At 37.2% G+C, this 18,425-nt stretch carries 16 protein-coding genes; 5 read left to right on the forward strand and 11 right to left on the reverse strand.

The window, feature by feature from the left end; all coding sequences use genetic code 11:
• Positions 1-179 precede the first annotated feature (179 nt).
• Both F0365_RS00700 and F0365_RS00705 read left to right on the forward strand, forming a co-directional pair.
• A complete protein-coding gene (locus F0365_RS00700; RefSeq protein ID WP_169931886.1) occupies positions 180-2,645 on the forward strand; it encodes a TonB-dependent receptor in 2,466 nt (821 codons plus the stop codon).
• Between the two features lie 75 nt (positions 2,646-2,720).
• Positions 2,721-3,272, forward strand: coding sequence for a type 1 periplasmic binding fold superfamily protein (locus tag F0365_RS00705; RefSeq protein WP_240961783.1), 552 nt, complete (start codon positions 2,721-2,723; stop codon positions 3,270-3,272).
• A 951-nt stretch (positions 3,273-4,223) separates the two neighbouring features.
• On the opposite strand, the gene F0365_RS00710 is transcribed toward F0365_RS00705, so the two are convergent.
• From F0365_RS00710 to F0365_RS00735, 6 genes are all read right to left on the reverse strand, one after another.
• Positions 4,224-4,388 carry a hypothetical protein gene (locus F0365_RS00710; protein WP_169931887.1) on the reverse strand — a complete coding sequence of 55 codons (165 nt, stop codon included), beginning with the start codon at positions 4,386-4,388 and terminating at the stop codon, positions 4,224-4,226.
• Between the two features lie 28 nt (positions 4,389-4,416).
• Complete coding sequence (locus F0365_RS00715; protein ID WP_169931888.1) at positions 4,417-4,581, reverse strand: lmo0937 family membrane protein; 165 nt, start codon at positions 4,579-4,581, stop codon at positions 4,417-4,419.
• A gap of 172 nt (positions 4,582-4,753) precedes the next feature.
• Entirely contained in the window at positions 4,754-6,316 is a 1,563-nt protein-coding gene (locus F0365_RS00720) for a cryptochrome/photolyase family protein (RefSeq protein ID WP_169931889.1), read from the reverse strand.
• A 416-nt stretch (positions 6,317-6,732) separates the two neighbouring features.
• Complete coding sequence (locus F0365_RS00725; RefSeq protein WP_169931890.1) at positions 6,733-8,067, reverse strand: DASH family cryptochrome; 1,335 nt, start codon at positions 8,065-8,067, stop codon at positions 6,733-6,735.
• A 412-nt stretch (positions 8,068-8,479) separates the two neighbouring features.
• The gene (locus F0365_RS00730) at positions 8,480-8,623 is read right to left on the reverse strand and encodes a DUF2256 domain-containing protein (RefSeq protein ID WP_169931891.1); all 144 of its coding nucleotides are present in this window, start codon (positions 8,621-8,623) and stop codon (positions 8,480-8,482) included.
• A gap of 361 nt (positions 8,624-8,984) precedes the next feature.
• A complete protein-coding gene (locus tag F0365_RS00735; RefSeq protein WP_169931892.1) occupies positions 8,985-9,644 on the reverse strand; it encodes a flavin reductase family protein in 660 nt (219 codons plus the stop codon).
• A gap of 82 nt (positions 9,645-9,726) precedes the next feature.
• Between F0365_RS00735 and F0365_RS00740 the strand changes: the two genes are divergently transcribed.
• A complete protein-coding gene (locus tag F0365_RS00740) occupies positions 9,727-10,521 on the forward strand; it encodes a class I SAM-dependent methyltransferase (protein WP_169931893.1) in 795 nt (264 codons plus the stop codon).
• A 336-nt stretch (positions 10,522-10,857) separates the two neighbouring features.
• Here F0365_RS00740 and F0365_RS00745 read toward each other — a convergent pair whose 3' ends face one another.
• The 4 genes from F0365_RS00745 to F0365_RS00760 form a co-directional block, all read right to left on the reverse strand.
• Complete coding sequence (locus F0365_RS00745; RefSeq protein WP_169931894.1) at positions 10,858-11,184, reverse strand: YegP family protein; 327 nt, start codon at positions 11,182-11,184, stop codon at positions 10,858-10,860.
• A 55-nt stretch (positions 11,185-11,239) separates the two neighbouring features.
• Positions 11,240-13,450, reverse strand: coding sequence for a TonB-dependent receptor family protein (locus tag F0365_RS00750; protein ID WP_169931895.1), 2,211 nt, complete (start codon positions 13,448-13,450; stop codon positions 11,240-11,242).
• 352 nt (positions 13,451-13,802) lie between these two features.
• Positions 13,803-14,498 (reverse strand): lipoyl(octanoyl) transferase LipB, encoded by a 696-nt coding sequence (gene lipB, locus F0365_RS00755; protein ID WP_169931896.1) that lies wholly within the window; start codon positions 14,496-14,498, stop codon positions 13,803-13,805.
• Between the two features lie 51 nt (positions 14,499-14,549).
• Complete coding sequence (locus F0365_RS00760) at positions 14,550-14,708, reverse strand: YqaE/Pmp3 family membrane protein (protein ID WP_169931897.1); 159 nt, start codon at positions 14,706-14,708, stop codon at positions 14,550-14,552.
• A gap of 17 nt (positions 14,709-14,725) precedes the next feature.
• On the opposite strand from F0365_RS00760, the gene F0365_RS16415 reads away from it, so the two are divergent.
• Positions 14,726-15,091 carry a hypothetical protein gene (locus tag F0365_RS16415; RefSeq protein WP_206071291.1) on the forward strand — a complete coding sequence of 122 codons (366 nt, stop codon included), beginning with the start codon at positions 14,726-14,728 and terminating at the stop codon, positions 15,089-15,091.
• A gap of 142 nt (positions 15,092-15,233) precedes the next feature.
• Positions 15,234-16,925 carry a lysine--tRNA ligase gene (gene lysS, locus F0365_RS00770; protein WP_169931898.1) on the forward strand — a complete coding sequence of 564 codons (1,692 nt, stop codon included), beginning with the start codon at positions 15,234-15,236 and terminating at the stop codon, positions 16,923-16,925.
• An 82-nt stretch (positions 16,926-17,007) separates the two neighbouring features.
• Here lysS and F0365_RS00775 read toward each other — a convergent pair whose 3' ends face one another.
• Positions 17,008-18,333 (reverse strand): TlpA family protein disulfide reductase, encoded by a 1,326-nt coding sequence (locus F0365_RS00775; protein WP_169931899.1) that lies wholly within the window; start codon positions 18,331-18,333, stop codon positions 17,008-17,010.
• Between the last annotated feature and the right edge of the window lie 92 nt (positions 18,334-18,425).

Raw genomic sequence — 18,425 nt, forward strand, 5'->3', positions numbered from 1 at the left:
TCTTTTTTACTCTTATTTCTTGAAAAACTAAAGCACAGCAGAAGCTCAACTTTAATTTATCAGTAATTTGGTGAAAAAATAACTCCAATTATTGATACCTCCTTTTCATTTAAATAGTTATTGCTTCTTATAAAGTGGGCTTCCTGCCCCAGCACTTAGCAGTCATTTAAATATCCAACATGTTTACTAAACAACTCGTAGTTATAGCTGTATTTCTCAGCTTTTGCTTCAGCAATGCACAAGAATGCAACCTTGTGCTCAAAGGAAAAATACTAGATTTTCACGATTCAAAAGCCTTGGAATTTGCTCAGATTTATGTGGCACAATTACAAAAGACCTATATCTCAAAAGCAGATGGCTCTTATGAAATCAGTGGTCTCTGTCCGGGTACTTATGAAATCAGCGTGTCGCATTACGATTGTGAGACCAAGAAAAGAAAACTTGAAATAGCTCAAAATAGGACGCTCCATATCTTTTTAGAGCATCATATCAGCGAGTTAGAAACAGTAAAAGTACTTGCAGACGTTCATGATAACCATGCCAGTACACAGTCGAGCACCAGAATTAAGGCCGAAAAAATTCAGCAATACAGCGGTGCTTCATTAGGTGATGCACTGGCAACAGTCCCAGGTGTTACTTCACTTAAAACAGGAAACAGCGTGGTAAAACCTATAGTACATGGACTTTATGGAAGTCGTGTAGCGATCGTAAATGATGGGTTGCGACAACAAGATCAAGAATGGGGAATTGAACATGCGCCTAATATAGATATCAATACCGCAAGCAATATCCAAATCATCAAAGGAGCCAGTGCCTTGAGATACGGAGGAGATGCCATAGGCGGCACCATTCTTATAGAGCCTGCCCGTGTCATTTCAAAAGACACCTTAAGAGGTCATGCCATCATTCAAGGACAGACCAATGGTCGTGGCGGTAGCGCAACAACGACCATTAATAATTATCGTGCCTCTGGATGGTACCAGCAAGCAACACTAACCTATAAAAAGCTAGGTGATTTTGAAGCACCAGACTATGTATTGAGCAATACTGGAAGTGAAACAACTGCTGTAAATCTAGGAGTAGGTTTTAAAACATTTGAGTACGGAGCAAGTGCCAAATATTCCTTTTACAATAGTGAGATAGGAATCCTAAGAGCTTCCCATATTGGGAATGCCAGCGATTTAGTACGCAGCATCAACTCCGGGCAACCACTTATTATCAATGACTTTACTTATGATATAGACGCCCCAAAACAACAAGTAGCTCATCACGGGTTGCAATTCAATGCCTTTAAACGATTTGCTGGATTAGGTAAATTGAGTATGGACTATTCCTTTCAGTTCAATAACCGTAAGGAATTTGACATCAGGCGTGGCGCAAATGCGGGGCTCGCTTCTCTAGACATCGATCTACAAACTCAAAACATAAGTATATATGGTATGGCAGATGCTTTTGAAAATACCACCTATGAAGCTGGAATAGATTTCATGAATCAAGTCAACAGACCTAATGCTGCTACTGGTGTAAGAAGATTAATTCCAGATTATGATGCTTATAAAGTAGGTGCATTTGCCAGTGTGACTCACGAACCATCTGAAAAATGGGTGCTGGACGCAGGATTGAGATACGATCGTTATGCTATCAACGCGACCAAATTCTACCTGCAAAGCCGCTGGGAAGATTTGGGTTATGATGAGCAATTTGCTGCATTTGAAATAGGCAGAGAAGGAAATCAAATAAAGACCCAACCAGATTTTCAATACGATCTATTTGCCTTTACCGCTGGTGCAAAATATTTGTTTGACACGCATTATGATCTAGCCATAAATTTGAGTAGTGCTAACCGCGCACCTAATCCTAGTGAGCTCTTCAGCGATGGGTTGCACCATGCCTTAGCAACTATTGAACTGGGAAGGCTGGACTTGAAAAAAGAACAGTCCTATAAAGTAAATGCTACTTTTCATGGAAATGAAGGCGATCTAGATTTTGAAATCAATCCTTATATCAACTTTGTAAATGACTTTATACAGCTGGTTCCTACTGGACTGGAAACAACCATACGTGGTGCGTTTCCTGTTTTTCAATACGAGCAAATTAACGCAAGACTATATGGAATAGATCTTCATGCTACTTATGATTTCTATACCAAAAAACCAGCCGAAGAAATAAATACCCGTCTTGATGAAAGCCTTTATAAAACCGTAAAACTTTTAAGTCTAGAAACTAATTTATCCTATATCCATGGAACAAGTACCACCGCCGACGAGCCTTTAATTGATATGCCGCCAGCGCAATTTCAAACACAACTCACTTGGTACAACGCCTTAGTGGATCGTCTGGATTTCAAGCTTGCCAATCAGGCTGTTTTTCAACAAAATCGGTTCCCAGATAACAACTATGACGTGAGTATTCCAGATGATCAAGGACAACTCATCACTTCTACGGTAGATATTTCTAGCACTCCAGCAGCTTATAGTCTATGGAATGTAGGTGTGAGTTACGCTTTCGCGAAAGCAAATACCAAAATCAACCTTAGCTCCAACAATTTATTCCATACCCAGTACCGCAATTACCTCAACCGACAACGTTTTTATGCAGACGAAGTAGGTCGGGACATACAATTACAAATTATCTATAACTTTTAAAAAACAACAAAAATGAAAACAATCAAAACAACAACAAAAATGACAACAATAAAAACAACAAACAAAATGAAAACAATGAAAAAATCTATCCAAGCTTTAAGCCTAGTTGCTGTATTATTTATGACTTCTTGTACCGATGACGATGCAGTTACCATCATCAATGAAGAAGAACTGATTACCACAGTAGAATTAGAACTCACCAACACCGCTGATGCCACCAATGTGGTCCTATTTAAATCGGTTGATATAGATGGTGAAGGTCCTGACGATCCGGTAATCACTGTTACAGGAACTGTCAATGCCAGCAGTACTTATCTAGGAGAAGTGCGTTTCTTAAATGAATCCATCGCACCGTCAGAAGATATTACAGAAGAAGTGATCGAAGAATCAAATGATCATGAGGTATTCTACACCACAAGCATTACCGGTCTCACGATTACAAAAACAGATGTAGATGCTAATGGGAACCCACTAGGGGTATTATCTAGCTTCCAAACTGGCGCTATAGGAACAGGAATACTAACGGTAGTATTGCGTCATGAGCCTATAAAACCAAATGACAACACATTAATTGGTGCTGGTGGCGAGACCGATGCAGAAGTGAGTTTTACTTTTGAAGTGGAGTAACTTATCTTGACCATATAGTATATAGAGCCTGTTGAAGTAGTTATTGCTTTGATGGGCTTTTTTGATTCATATTAAGTACACGAATAAAATGACACCTCAAAATCTCCAGAATCTTGAGCTACTATAGTCAAGTCTTGAGTGGCCTCTAAATCACCAAGTTGTATCTACCCATAACTTTGTTGATTAGATAAAGGAGTATGAATTTGTCCATTACCTGACTTATAAAAATGATTAAAAACTTGCTGAAAATAAACCTCATTTAGGGTAGCATTGTTAAATATAGTTACAAAATTCTGACAACCATCACTGCCAGTATCTACTTTGATACCGTATTCAAATGTCTCTGTTATTCTTTCAGATTTATTCTTTATTTGTATCTGTGATAAAGTTTATCACTGTTGAGAATTCTCTTTTTAACAACTTACCTAAAAGTCTTAGTTCTCGTTTATTATTATCGTTTTTAAAAAAAATATCTTTCCTATCACTGTAATTTGCACTATACGTATAGGCTTTTAAACCATTATGTTTTACAACCTACCAATTGCCATTTAATACAATACCATCTGCAACAAAAAATAAATCCTTAGAAACAACAGATCCTACTTTTTTTGTGGTTTTTTAAAAGTTATCATAAGCAGCAACTTTGGAATCAAATCTAGGAGCTTCGTAAGTTTTTGCTCCTTCTATATTGATAACAAGGTATTCTTGATTTGAAATTGATATATTATTGCCGTACGTATAATAAGACCATAGGGTTAAAATTATTAGAAGTATTCTTTTAATAATGCTCTACTTTTAAATACCTAATTTGTATGGTATAGTATGGTACAAATTAGTTTTTTACTTTAACAATCAAAATGATATGTATTTAAGTAATTTGAATAGTGAAGTAATTCTACAAAAAAAAACCGCTCTTAAAAGAGCGGTTTTCGTGTTTATATGCGGTAAAAATTAATTTGCTTTGTCTTCGATATCGTCAGCAATGTCTTCGATATCATCAGCTACATCTTCAGCCGCTTCTTCTATTTTTTCTCCAGTTGTTTTTTCTTCTCTGCAGCCAGCTGTCCCAAAGGTGAATACTGCTATGACCGCGATTACTAGGATTTTTTTAATCATGATAGTTGAGTTTATAAAGTTAGAATTACTATGATTTTCTACCAGAAATGATATTGATGAGTATGACTACTACAGCAATAACTAGTAAAATATGGATTAAATTACTTTCTCCCATTCCGCCACCTATACCTATAAGGCCTAAAACCCATATAAAAACACAGATAATAGCGATGATCCAAAGAATATTTCTCATGATGTATTATTTTTTTGTTTCATGTTAAATATACCATACAAAATCGAGTTAAATAGTTAACTAAATAGTAATTATTTAATTATTAACAGTATTTACTGTAATTAAATAAATTTAATACGACAAGATATCATTTTAGTCAAATACGGTTGTTATTTAAAAAGAAACAAACAAATTAAAAGTCTCCAGGAGAATCAATTACCTTTTGAGCCCTTTGCCGGTGTTTGTTCAATAATTCTGGATCCATCTTGCGCAGCAATGCCATCATCATGTTCATACGCTGGTTGTTCTTCAAATGCTCTTCTTTTTCTGCCAGAAAATTCCAGTACAAGGAATTGAAAGGGCAAGCGTCATCTTCTGCTTTCTTCTTAGATACTTTATAAGCACAACCTTTACAATAGTTACTCATCTTGTTGATATAACTACCGCTAGACACATAAGGCTTGGTGGCCACAATCCCTCCATCTGCCCATTGAGACATGCCTCTGGTGTTGGTAATTTCTACCCATTCTATGGCATCGATGTATATTCCTAAATACCACTCGTCCACATAACTTGGGTCTGTCATGGTGAGTAGCGCATAATTACCAGTAACCATCAATCGCTGTATGTGATGCGCATAAGCATTGTCTAGCGAGTTGTTAATGGAATGTTTTAGACAATTCATTTTTGTATCACCGGTCCAATAAAAATCAGGAAGTTTATTTATATTTTCTAAAGCGTTCTTCGTCTGATAGCCTGGCATTTTACTCCAGTAAATCCCTCGCATGAATTCGCGCCAACCTAAAATTTGTCTTATAAACCCTTCTACTTGAGAGATGTCTATTTGTGGTGTTCCGCTTTCCTGCCTGCCGGCAGGCATGGCGCGAAAGCGAGATAATACAGCCTCTATAACTTCCATCGGAGAAAGGAGTTTGCAATTCATCGCAAAGCTCAATCTGGAATGAAACAGGTAATCTTGATCGGTATGCATCGCGTCTTGAAAATCGCCGAAATGCACCAACAAGTGCTCACAAAAATAATTCAACACATCTAATCCATCTTGTCGAGTAGTAGGCCAGTTAAAATGAGACGGATCGATGCGACCTATAGTTTTTACCCCTTCCTTTTCTAGCAAATCAGTAATTTCAGTGACGTCTTTTCTAAATCCTCGTTCGTGAGGGATAGCGGTCTTTTCATCCCATTTATTACGATTGCTCTGATCGTAATTCCATTTACCACCTTCTGGCTCTTTATCACCCTCGATCATGATATTGTATTTCTTGCGCATATCGCGGTAGAAATATTCCATGGTCCAGCGTTTTTTGCCTTCAAAAAACTTTTCTACATCTTTTCTTTTGGTGAGGAAATGCTCGGTGTCATAAGCTTCCCATTCTATATCCAGCGACTTACAAAATTCAATCAATTGCTGGTCCAGTCGCCATTCATCTGGCGCGAGGTATTCCAACTTTTCAATATCCTGCTCTTTGATGAGTTGCTGCAGATTCTTTACAAGATCTTGCGTATTGTTTTTATCGTCTAAGTTGTAATAGACACTGTTCCAGCCGCGCTCCTCGATCCATGAATTAAAACTGCGCATGGCCATAAAAAAGGCGACTACTTTCTGTATGTGGTGCGTGACATAATCGGTCTCTTGGCGCATCTCTGCCATAAAATAAATGACATTCTCTTGATCTCCGTCAAACCAGGAATGTTTGTGATTGAGTTGATCTCCTAATATTAGTCTAAGTGTCTTCATATGCTATAGTTAATTTCCGCGTAGGCGGAAATCTTTTTATTGTGTTCTCCAAAATTGCATCCCCGCCCCCGGAAATCTTTTTATTATGTCAAGCCGTTGCATAACGGCTTCGCTAAATTCTTTCTCCATAGGGACAAAAATCATCTGTTCCATGCCGGATTAAACTCTCCTCTGTAAAATTATAATCTCAACTGTCCGCATTGTTTTATGCCGCCGAATAAATTCGGCGTCTTGTTCCATTTTCGAGTTCGAGTTCAAGTCCGAATTCAATTTCAATTTCAAGAAGGCAGAATGAATTCTGCCCCTATGAAATTTTTCTGTCGCCTCAGGGCGTTGTTTTATGAAGCCGAATAAATTCGGCTTCAGTACCTCCTCTGTCAAATGGCAAATCAAGGCGTGTTCCAGAACAGACGTTTCTAAAACAACCCTTCTTGCAACCACAATCGTTGGAACTTTCCATCAGCATCATAACGACTGGCCTGGAATTCTATATTAAAGGTTCTGTTTCTAGGGTCGTTCCCTACGCCGCTATTATACATCCAATTGCCATAATTGGAATGTACATCGTAATCGATAAGAATGTGTTCAAAATAAGCAGCCCCGATACGCCAGTCTTGTTCTTTGTGCATGGACCAATAACTCGCCACATTCTGTCTACCTCGGTTGCTCATAAATCCAGTAGCTGCGAGTTCTTTCATGTTTGCATTTACAAAAGGCTCGTGCGTTTCTCCTTCCATCCATTTTTTAAGCTCGCGCTCATTGGATTTCCACTCGTAATCATTTTGAAGTATACCACCTATTTGAAAAATTTGGCTTTCATGCTTCAAAGAAACATACTTAAAAAAGTCTCTCCATATCAATTCAAAAATGAGCCAGTAGGTATCTTGATTTTTCTTGATTTCTTTTTCAAATCGTTTTACTTCGTGATAAATCTGCTTAGCAGAGATACAACCTATCGCCAGCCATGCGCTGAACTTACTGCTGTAATCAATTCCGACCAGTCCATTTCTGGTCTTTTTATAATATTGAAGTTTCTTCGTTTGCCAGAAATAGTGATCCAATCGTTCCCAGGCGGCAGTCTCGCCACCATTCCATGGAAAAGCACTGCGACTGTCTTTTTCAAAGTCCTCTAACCCCAATTCTTTTAAAGTTGGAATTTGAGTTTGCGCTACTTCTGGAAGTTCTTGAGAGTAATTTTTGATATCGACCAATTCTCTGACCTCACTCTGCTTTTCACACTTCTTTCTAAATTCTGTAAAAACTCTAGGCAACTGACTCCAGTTTTCAAAAGGGACCTCTTCTGGATGAAACAGGAACTGATCGTATACTCGATGCCCTTTTACTTTATCTTTTAATCCTGCACTTTCCATCGCCTTTCCTAAATCTTCTTCTTGTTTCAACTCATCTCGCGTCCATTCCTTTTGGAGATAAATAGTTGAAATAGAGTGTTGAACTATCAATTCTGGGATAACGGTGGCTGGTGTTGCATGAAATATCAAAAGCGGAATGTGGTGCTTTTCAAGATGAGCACGCAAATCCTCCAAGGCTTCTCTAATAAACTGCGCTCGATATTTTCCTGTTTTACCAAAGGGAAGTTTGATATCCAGATCAAATCCGAAATCACTTGCTGAATAAAATGCGGGATCAAAACAGTACACCCCAATAACATCCCCCTCCTTCTCACAAGCCGCTTTTAAGCTTTGATTATCTGCTACTCTTAAATCATTTCTAAACCAAACTAGGTTGTTCATACTATTTTTTATTTGTCAAACCGTTGAAGAACGGTTTCGCTATATACGGTGTCCATAATTGTTTAAAATCATCCTCTAAGGGCAGAATCAACGCTGCCTTTGTGAATTATTCTGACGCCTCACAGCGTTTTTTATTGCGCCGAATGAATTCGGCTTCTTGTTCCATTTTCGAGTTCGAGTTCAAATTCGAGTTCGAATTCAATTTCAATTTCAATTTCAAGAAGGCAGAATGAATTATGCCTCTATAAATTATAATGTCGCCTTGCGGCGTTCTTTTATTGAGCCGAATGAATTCGGCATACCTGATATTGAACCAATTTCATTTTAACTCGTTTTTAATTTCAAATCATCAAATCAATAAACGTTTTCGACTATCGCTCCAACTGCATTATCAAATTACCACATCGTCAAATCATTTATTGGAACTGCATTTCTTACTGCAGTACTTGACCGTTTCCCAATTCTTTTCCCACTTTTTGCGCCAGGTGAATTCGCGTTCACAAACCGGACAAACCTTGGTAGGTAACTGATGCTGATTACGTGCTTTTTGTTTCATAACATTTTCTGCATAAACGCAAATCTCTTTTAATAGTCAAGCCGTTGCAGAACGGTTTCGCTATATAATGTCTCTATAGTCTTTTAAAATCATCCTCAAAGACAGAATAAATGCTGCCTCTATGAAATTATAATATCGCCTCACGGCGTTTTTTTATGACAACGAATGGAGGCAGAATGAATTCTGCCTCTGTGAAATTATTTTGTCGCCTCACGGCGTTTATTTATGACACCGAATGGAGGCAGAATGAATTCTGCCTCTGTGAAATTATTTTGTCGCCTCACGGCGTTTTTTTATGGCGCCGAATGAATTCGGCTTCTTTGTTTCATTTTCAAGTTCGAGTTCGAGTTCGAATTCAAGTTCACTCCTCCTTCCCGGTTTTCATAGAGATTTCTTCCAGGTCTTTATCCAGTTGTGCATAGCTGAGTCTCTTTTCTACTTTGGCGACAGCATAACCGTCCAGACCATTTATAGTAACTGTTCCAGCTTTTCCCAGATCCACCCAACCATCTTCTGCCAAGTGATCTTCATTCAAAAAGATATCGGTAATTTTACAAATCACCAGTATGCATTTGTTTTCTTCTAAGTAATATTCATTCACATATTCTGCTGCGAGTTGCACCGGAGCCTCTTTTACAAAAGGGGTTGAAAACCCATCTCTTTCTATCTTTGCAATAGCCAACTTCTCAAATTCAGAAATAGAAGCATCGTACTTGGAACTGGATTGATGAGCGTGATCTATCAAGGATTGAGGTAGGTGATTGAGTGTGATCTTACCCGTTTCTTTAAGGTTATAATAGGTATGACCTACACCATGTCCTAAGGGTCTTTGCACAAAACTAAATAGCGCCGGATTGCTCCCTAAATGAGTCACACTGCTAAAAACAGCCACATTATCTACACCATCTTTTGATCGAGTGGCCAGTAAATTAGCACTTTTAAATCCCGTGATACTGTTCACCAAGTTGCCCCGATAAATGCGTTCATAATTCTGAAGTTCTTCAAGGCCGATGTGTTTCATTGTTTAACTTATATCTTCAAAGATAAAACAAAACCCTTTTGTATGTGGTTTTTGAAATGTTTAAACTTTATTAAATTGCTGTATGGATTTACAAAAGGTATTTGAGCTCAACAAAGAAACTTGGAATACCAAAACAGGTATTCATTATGAAAGTAAATTTTATGATAAGCAAGCTTTCGCGAAAGCGAGAAACTCATTAAACTCCTACGAGATCAACGCCCTTGGCGAGGTAACCGGCAAGAGTTTACTGCACTTGCAATGCCACTTCGGACAAGACTCATTGAGTTGGGCAAATAAAGGCGCACAAGTAACCGCTGTGGACATCTCTGATAAAGCCATCGAGTTAGGAAAAAAACTAAGCGCCGAATTAGAACTGCCAGTCGACTTTGTGTGCTGTAATGTTTTGGAGACTTCGCAACATGTAAAAGAGCAATTTGACATTGTTTTTACGAGTTATGGCAGCATAGGCTGGTTGCCAGATTTAAAACCTTGGGCGCAAATGATAGCCGAAAGATTACGGCCTGGCGGCCTTTTTTATATGGTGGAGTTCCATCCTATTTTATGGATGTTTCACTACAGTAAAGAAAAACCTATTTTAACATACCATTATTCACAAAACGAAGCCATCTACGATGAATATCCCGGCACCTATGCAGATCCTACTTCAAAAATGATTTCTAAAGAGTACGGATGGAACCATTCTTTGAGCGAAGTGATCCAGTCCTTACTTGATGCAGGTCTAACTTTAGAGCTTTTTGCTGAGCACGATGGCAGTCCCTATGATGTATTTCCTGATATGGAATTGCATGATGACGGACTTTATTATATTAAGGATGGATTAAACCCTTCGATTTTTGAGGTTAAGGTTAGGAAGTAGAAATAAGAATATCGATTATGGAGTATAGATGCTTTAACTGCTGAAAAGAGACCAGAAACAAGAAACGAGAGAAAAGAGGAGTCGCTTTCTCTTCGATAAATCTCGTGACAACCGATCCTATTTTGTTTTCCCAGAAAATTTGGGCTCTAGGCTTTATAATTAAAGAAAGGTATCTGTATACAAATTTATCTGGGATCCACTAAGGGTCGAAATACTCAAAAATACAGTCTAAAGATACAAGACTTTTGAGTTAAATATAATTCTGAAACAGCAAGACAAAAAAAATCCCTTTTCAATAACTTGAAAAGGGATTTTTCTATAGAATGAAATGTATCTCTAAGAGTCCACCACTTCTGCATCTGGTGCATTTTTCATAACGCTTTGGATACCATTATCTCGAGCACTTTCTGACTCGTACATTTCGCTTTTTCCTATGACTTGACCATTGGTAGCGGTAAGGTTAAAATAAGGCTTTCCAGAAGTACTTACTCCTTTAGTATAGCGCTTCTCCTCTTGCGAATTCTTACGAACCGACTCCATACCATTATCCAGAGCTGCTTTAGTCTTATAGCCTTCACTAGCTAATATATTTTGCCCATTACCTGCTTTTAATCTAAAGCGGTATTCTTCTGATTTATTTTTATAAACTTCAAATTTTCCCATGTCCGTATCTTTTATATGGATGCTAAAGATAAAATACTTCTTGGAAATCTAAAAATTAAAACCTAGCTATTAATCCAGCGTTGATACCAAACGGGTGTCCAGGTCGCAAACCAGCTGGTTGTCGAGACACTGCATACTCATTATCCAATACATTAATCATGTTTAAAGTACCAGTCAGGTTTTTATTGAAATTATACCTTCCAGAAATATCAATTATAAAATTACGATCTACCCTTTCTGAAGCTATCGTATTACCTGATCCAGCAACAGTTCTCATTTCTCCTACAAATCTAGCATTGGCATTGATATCAAATTTTGAATGTGACAGACCTGCAAGAAAACTCCATTGATTTTCTGCGATATAAGGAATTTCATCTCCTATGACTACCTCTCCATAAACGTTGCTATCAAAAGCATTTTGGAACTCGGTTTGTGTATGAGTGTAGTTCAAGGTAAGTGGTAATGACCAATTACTATTCCCCTCGAATAGATCATAAGAAAAACTTACTTCTATTCCAGCGACATTTACTTCTCCAGCGTTGAACATATCTGTCGTTCCTCCACCACCGATTGCGGCGAGATCACTTCCTAATAAATTGCTGTAATCATTAAAAAATACCGTAGTTTCTCCTCTTAATCCTTTTATAAGAAAACGAGAACCTAATTCATAGTTAATACTTTCTTCCGCATCTGCATCAGGTGCACTTCCCGGAGGGGAAAATCCTTTATGAACACCTCCAAAGAAAGACCATAGATTATTGATGCGGTAATTTGCTCCTACTCCAGGAATAAAAACATTAACGCTATTTTCCCGAGAGCTCAAGCTTGCACCAGTGCGACCAGGATCATTACTTCCGTAATTATCTCTAGTAAGGGTGATATCCTCATATCTCAAACCTGGAGTTAATGTTAACTTTCCAAAGTTTGCTTTGTAGAGGGCATGAAAAGCAATCGCTTCGGCATCTGACACACGGTTAGCATCTGTACCTCTAGTGGCCGGAGAAGTTAGCGCTAACTGACCGTTTTCTACACCGTATAAATCCACCCATTGGAAGCGATCTTCTTGATCTGTATGGTAACGTACCCCTAATTCTAGATCACTCAAAATATCATTGCCGAATCTTAGATTCACCTTAGATTGAACTCCTCTAGAATAATACACTCGATTGTTTGCTTTTACTCCCAAAACATCTTCGGCAGTATCTTGTCCACTAGAAATAGCATTGTATTCACTTGCGTAAGTCGTGGGATCTGTAAGTATGTTATTAATGGATACCCTACCATTTCCAGTATTTACATAATCGAGTTTGTACCAGTTTCTTTTAAAGTTATTAGAATAAGCTGTAGTTTGAACCGTAATATTATGAGCAGGCTTGATAAGGTGTGTCAATTGAATTTGATCGTGCTCAGTGACAATATTATCAACTGCACTACCTAAGTACCTTCTGTAAGGATTTGTTTCAAAATCTGCGTCAGTGAGACCTAAATAAGTTTCCTTATCTAAGCCTTCACTGTACTGTAACTTTAAAGTTAACGATTGCTGGATTTTTGCAGACGCCTTTGACCTGTAACTTAATTTTCCACTGTAATCATTGCGATCAAAACCGGTGTTTCCTCCATTATCTATACTTTTAAATCCGTCACTACTGAAGTTTAAAAAATCTACCATATAACCCCATTGTTCTCCACTGTCACCTATACGCAGTTCAGTCTGTCTTGAATTATAGTTCCCCATACTCATTCGAGCGTAACCATTTAACTCATTAGGTATAGAGCTAGATACAAAATTGATGGCCCCACCAGTAGTAAAAGGTCCATATTGCACCTGACTGCTACCCTTTAACACTTCTATAGCTTCCATACGAGCTATATTAGGAAAATAATAAGCTGCAGGAGCTGAGTAAGGAGCTGGAGCGATAAGCACCCCGTCTTCCATCAAGGTTATTTTTGAAGATCGCTCAGCTTGTGTACCTCTTAATGAGATATTAGGTCGCAATCCAAAACCATCCTCTTCTGTAACGTTTACACCAGGAATAGAGAGCAAAGCTCTGTTCACGTCCGTATAATTAAATTTGCTCAGGTCTGTTGAAGACATATAGTAAGAGGATCCTGTTCTATTCTGAGCTTCAAACTTACTTCCTATGAGAGAATTAGGCTTGAGATGAATCACTTTTAGATTCTTAACAGAATCTACTGGTTGTTCGTTTTGGGCCTGTGATAGTTGAATACTGACAACTATAACAACGAGACTTAGTATTCTTTTCATTTATTTAGATTAAGTATAAATAGAGTTTTAAATTCGGCTGCAAATTTAAAACGCTTATTTAGATTAAATAAACATAAGGGCTAGTTTTAACAATTGTTATTACTTATACCAAGACGCAAAATCATTGATAAAATATATAGAATGATTCTAAATAAGTCTTTTCTAACTGATAGGTAGGTGGATACTCATCTGTTTTGTTGAATGATCTGTTGGGAAGTTTCGCTTTCGCGAAAGCGAAAAAATAAAAAATAAAAACTTGATCATACCCTACATAAAAATTACTGCCACTTTCATTGATCAGACTTAGGGTATATCTATAGAAAACAATTTGGTCCAGACAACTATCAACGACTTAGACCAACTCTGCTTCAAAAAGCTCTGTAAAATAAATTTTGATTTTGGACTTCACTTCTTCTAGGTCTACTTCCCTCTTCAATTCTGTAGCTAGAGAAGTCACTGCTTTATCGTCAATACCGCATGGAATGATATGATCAAAGTACCCCAAATTTGTATTGACATTAAAGGCAAAACCGTGCATGGTCACCCAACGACTTGCGCGAACTCCTAGAGCACAAATCTTGCGAGCAAATGGAGTTCCTACATCCAGCCACACGCCAGTCTCTCCATCACTACGTTCTCCTTTGAGGCCATAATCGGCTAGGATTTTAATGAAAATTTCTTCTAGAAAACGAAGGTATTTGTGAATGTCGGTAAAGAAATTGTCCAGATCGAGAATGGGATAGCCCGTAATCTGTCCAGGCCCGTGATAGGTAATATCACCACCTCGATTGATCTTGTAAAAAGTAGCTCCTATTTTTTCAAGCAAAGCTTTATTTGCCAGTAGATTTTCAAGATCACCACTTTTACCTAAGGTATACACGTGATCGTGTTCTACAAAAAGTAAATGGTTAGATGTCTCCAGTCCAGCATCTTCTCGTCTGTTTTTGATTTTAGTATTTAGAACATTCTTAAAAAGTTCTTCTTGGTAATCCCAAGTCTCCTTGTAATCCTTGCGACCTAGATCCTGAAAATTAACTTTTTTATTCATGTTACAAAGGTAAAAGTAAGAAGTCGGTTTACCTTGAAGATAGTATAAGATTTACCTATCTGGATTATTCAAAATAATCAAGGCAGCAATCACACCAGGAATCCAACCTAGTAGGGTGAGAATAAAAACAATAATAATAGAACCGCAACCTTTGCCTATAACAGCTAGTGGTGGGAAGATAACAGAAAGAATAACACGCCAGATGCTCATAAATTGATTATTGATTATTGATTATTGGTTATTGGTTATTGGTTATTGGTTATTGGTTATTGGTTATTGGTTATTGGTTATTGGTTATTGGTTATTGGTTATTGGTTATTGGTTATTGGTTATTGGTTATTGGTTATTGGTTATTGGTTATTGGTTATTGGTTATTGGTTATTGGTTATTGGTTATTGGTTATTGGTTATTGGTTATTGGTTATTGGTTATTGGTTATTGGTTATTGGTTATTTTTTTGCTTCGCAAAAAAATAAAATTCCTCATGCCCCATTACTCATTACTCATGCCTCATGCCCAATAAATAAGACCCTAAAAAAAACATTTTGTTACACATTAGGAAATCACTGTTTCAAAAGTCACCTTAATATATAACATCATATGCAACTTGATGAACTGTTTGGGGATTATGACCCTATCTAAGAGCGAAGAAAAATTCGTTTCCCGTTTTAGACTTTAATTTGGATATTGATTTTGATTTTATTCTACCTTTGCATGCTTAATTCAAAGAAACAATATGCAACTTTCTGAACAAGAAATCGTACGCCGTGAAAAACTCGGCAAGCTGCGTGAGATGGGAATAGACCCTTATCCAGCAGCGCTTTATCCAGTAGATTTCACCTCTAAAAAGATAAAAGCCGATTTCCAAGAAGGTAAACAGGTGGTTATTGCTGGACGTTTAATGCGCAAGAAGATACAAGGAAAAGCTTCTTTCGGAGAGATTCAAGATGCTGATGGACGTATTCAGGTTTATTTTAACCGAGACGAAATTTGTCCAGGTGATGATAAATCCATGTATAATGATGTGTTTAAAAAGTTATTAGACCTCGGTGATTTTATAGGAATCAAAGGAGAACTTTTTAAGACGCAAGTAGGTGAAATAACCGTTAACATTAAGGAATATACCTTATTGAGTAAGGCCTTAAAACCATTACCACTTCCTAAAAAGAATGCGGAAGGAAAGACCTACGATGAATTTAACGATCCAGAAACACGTTACAGACAGCGCTATGCAGATCTTGCAGTGAATCCGCATGTAAAGGAAGTATTTATTAAAAGAACCAAGCTTTTTAATGCCATGCGATCGTTTTTTAATGAACGTGAGTATTTTGAAGTAGAAACTCCTATTCTACAGCCTATTCCTGGTGGTGCCGCAGCGCGTCCTTTTAAAACGCATCACAACTCCCTAGACATGCCACTTTATATGCGTATTGCAAATGAGTTGTACTTAAAAAGATTGATCGTAGGTGGTTTTGACGGTGTGTATGAATTCAGTAAAAACTTCCGTAACGAAGGAATGGATCGCACGCACAATCCAGAATTTACAGCGATGGAAATATATGTAGCTTACAAAGACTACAACTGGATGATGGACTTCACAGAGGAGCTTCTTGAGAATTGCGCGGTAAGCGTGAATGGAGAAACAACCAGCCAGTTTGGAGAACACAAAATTGAATGGAAAGCACCTTACCCTAGAATAACCATGCGCCAGTCGATTATTGATTTCACAGGCTTTGATATTGATGGGAAAAATGAGGAAGAGTTGTTCGCTTTCGCGAAAGCGGAAGGAATAGAAGTCAACGCCACCATGGGGAAAGGAAAGTTAATCGACGAGATCTTCGGAGAGAAATGTGAAGGTCAGTATATCCAGCCTACGTTTATCACAGATTATCCTAAAGAAATGTCCCCCCTGTGCAAGCAACACCGAGATAATCCAGAATTAACCGAGCGTTTTGAATTAATGGTTTGTGGTAAAGAAATCGCAAATGCCTATTCAGAATTAAACGATCCTATAGATCAAAGAGAGCGTTTTGAAGCACAACTTGCCCTTGCCGATCGTGGTGATGATGAGGCGATGTTTATTGATCAAGACTTCTTAAGAGCACTGGAATACGGTATGCCTCCTACTTCTGGATTAGGAATAGGAATGGATAGATTGATCATGTATTTAACCAATAATCCATCGATTCAGGAAGTGCTGTTCTTCCCACAAATGAAGCCAGAAAACACTGTTTCAGTGGAGCTTAATGAAGAGGAACAGTCGGTTTTTGATTTGCTTTCTAAGTCAGGAAAAATCGAATTGGACGCTTTAAAAGATCAAGCTGGATTAAGTAACAAGAAATGGGATAAAGCTATCAAAGGACTTACTGGTAAGAAAGTAGCTAAAGTTTCTAAAACCGATGAAGGGCTTTTTGTGGAAGTGGTTTAATCACAGCTACAATAGTTAAAAACCTGCTTATTATAACTGATAGGCAGGTTTTCTATTTTAAATAGTTGGAGGTTTCATTGATTTATTCTAATAATAATTCTAACAATACTTTTGTTTTATCAAAAGAAGGGCTCGGAGCTTGCTCATCATAAACTTTTCCTTCTTGATCTATAATTATAAATCTAGGAATGGAACTAATGCCGTAAGCCTCCATAAATTTACTGTCAAAAGAATTATCTGCAAATAGTTGTACTCCTTCTAGGCTCTCGCTTTCTACCATATTTTTCCAGCTATTGTAAGCTTTCTCATCATCTACAGATATACTTATAAAAACAATATCCTCTTTACGGAAATACTCCTCTAGTTTTTTTAAATAAGGTATTTGCTTTTTACAAGGAGCACACCAAGTTGCCCAAACATCTATATAAATCAACTTACCTTTAAAATCTTCTAATGACACTTTGTTACCATCAATATCCTCGTAAGTAAATGAAGGTGATACATCTCCTTTATGTATTAGAAATAAAGAATCCAGCTTTTCTTTAGCTGCTGTAACAAATTCTTCACTTGTGGAGTATTTTTTAATAAGGTTATAATAATCCTCTGCTGTATCTTTATTTCGAGTAATTTTAGAATAGAATCCAATAAAAATACTATTCAACACCTCGTTATTACTGATTTCACGAAATTTATTATCCATATTTTCAAATCCATCCTCTGCTTCAATACGTTTTGACCAGATAGAGTTTACTAAGTAATAATAGTAAGGTTGAGTTTTATAATCTGACATGTTCTCCAAATCAATTCCTTTCAACTCTTCATAAAATGCATTTGACGGATTAATTTCTTTACCTAAATTATATTTATAAATGTTTTGGAAGTTTTGTATGCTAAATAAATAATTGAATTGAAGAGATTTCTCTTCTTGCTTGATAAAAGACTGCTTGACGTTGTACTCAGAAAGTTCCTTTTGAAGTCTTGTTTTTAAATTACTAATATTTTCAAGAAATTTATTTTCATCAACATCATAGAACACCTCTACTTCTTTGGTAATTTCTTTGGTGAGTCGTGCTTTTTTTGAAAGATATTTATTTTTTTGAGCACCAACACCTTTGAATTGCAAGGTCCCTTCTAAATCACTAGCATCAAAGTAAATTTCCAATCTGTCTTTAGCATCTAAATGTACATAAATCGACTCCCGCCCATATTCAAGTAAGTAAAAGCTTGTGTCCAAGGGTGCTTTTAAATTAAAATCCCCATTTGAATCAACTGTCGCAGTATGGATTGGGCGATCATTTATTGTTTTAATAGTAACCTTATCAAAACTTGAATTCTCTACCGAGCCTTTAATTTGAGTTTGATAAACAATTGTACGGGCAAAGCCTGCAGTTCCTATAAACAGGCTCATTAATATAAATAGATTTTTAATCATTATAGCAAAGGTGTTGGAGTTCAGAGTTAAATAGGAGAAAAGTTAAGATCCACCTGATCCAAAGGTAA

Source organism: Nonlabens sp. Ci31, assembly GCF_012974865.1.
Lineage (GTDB): Bacteria > Bacteroidota > Bacteroidia > Flavobacteriales > Flavobacteriaceae > Nonlabens.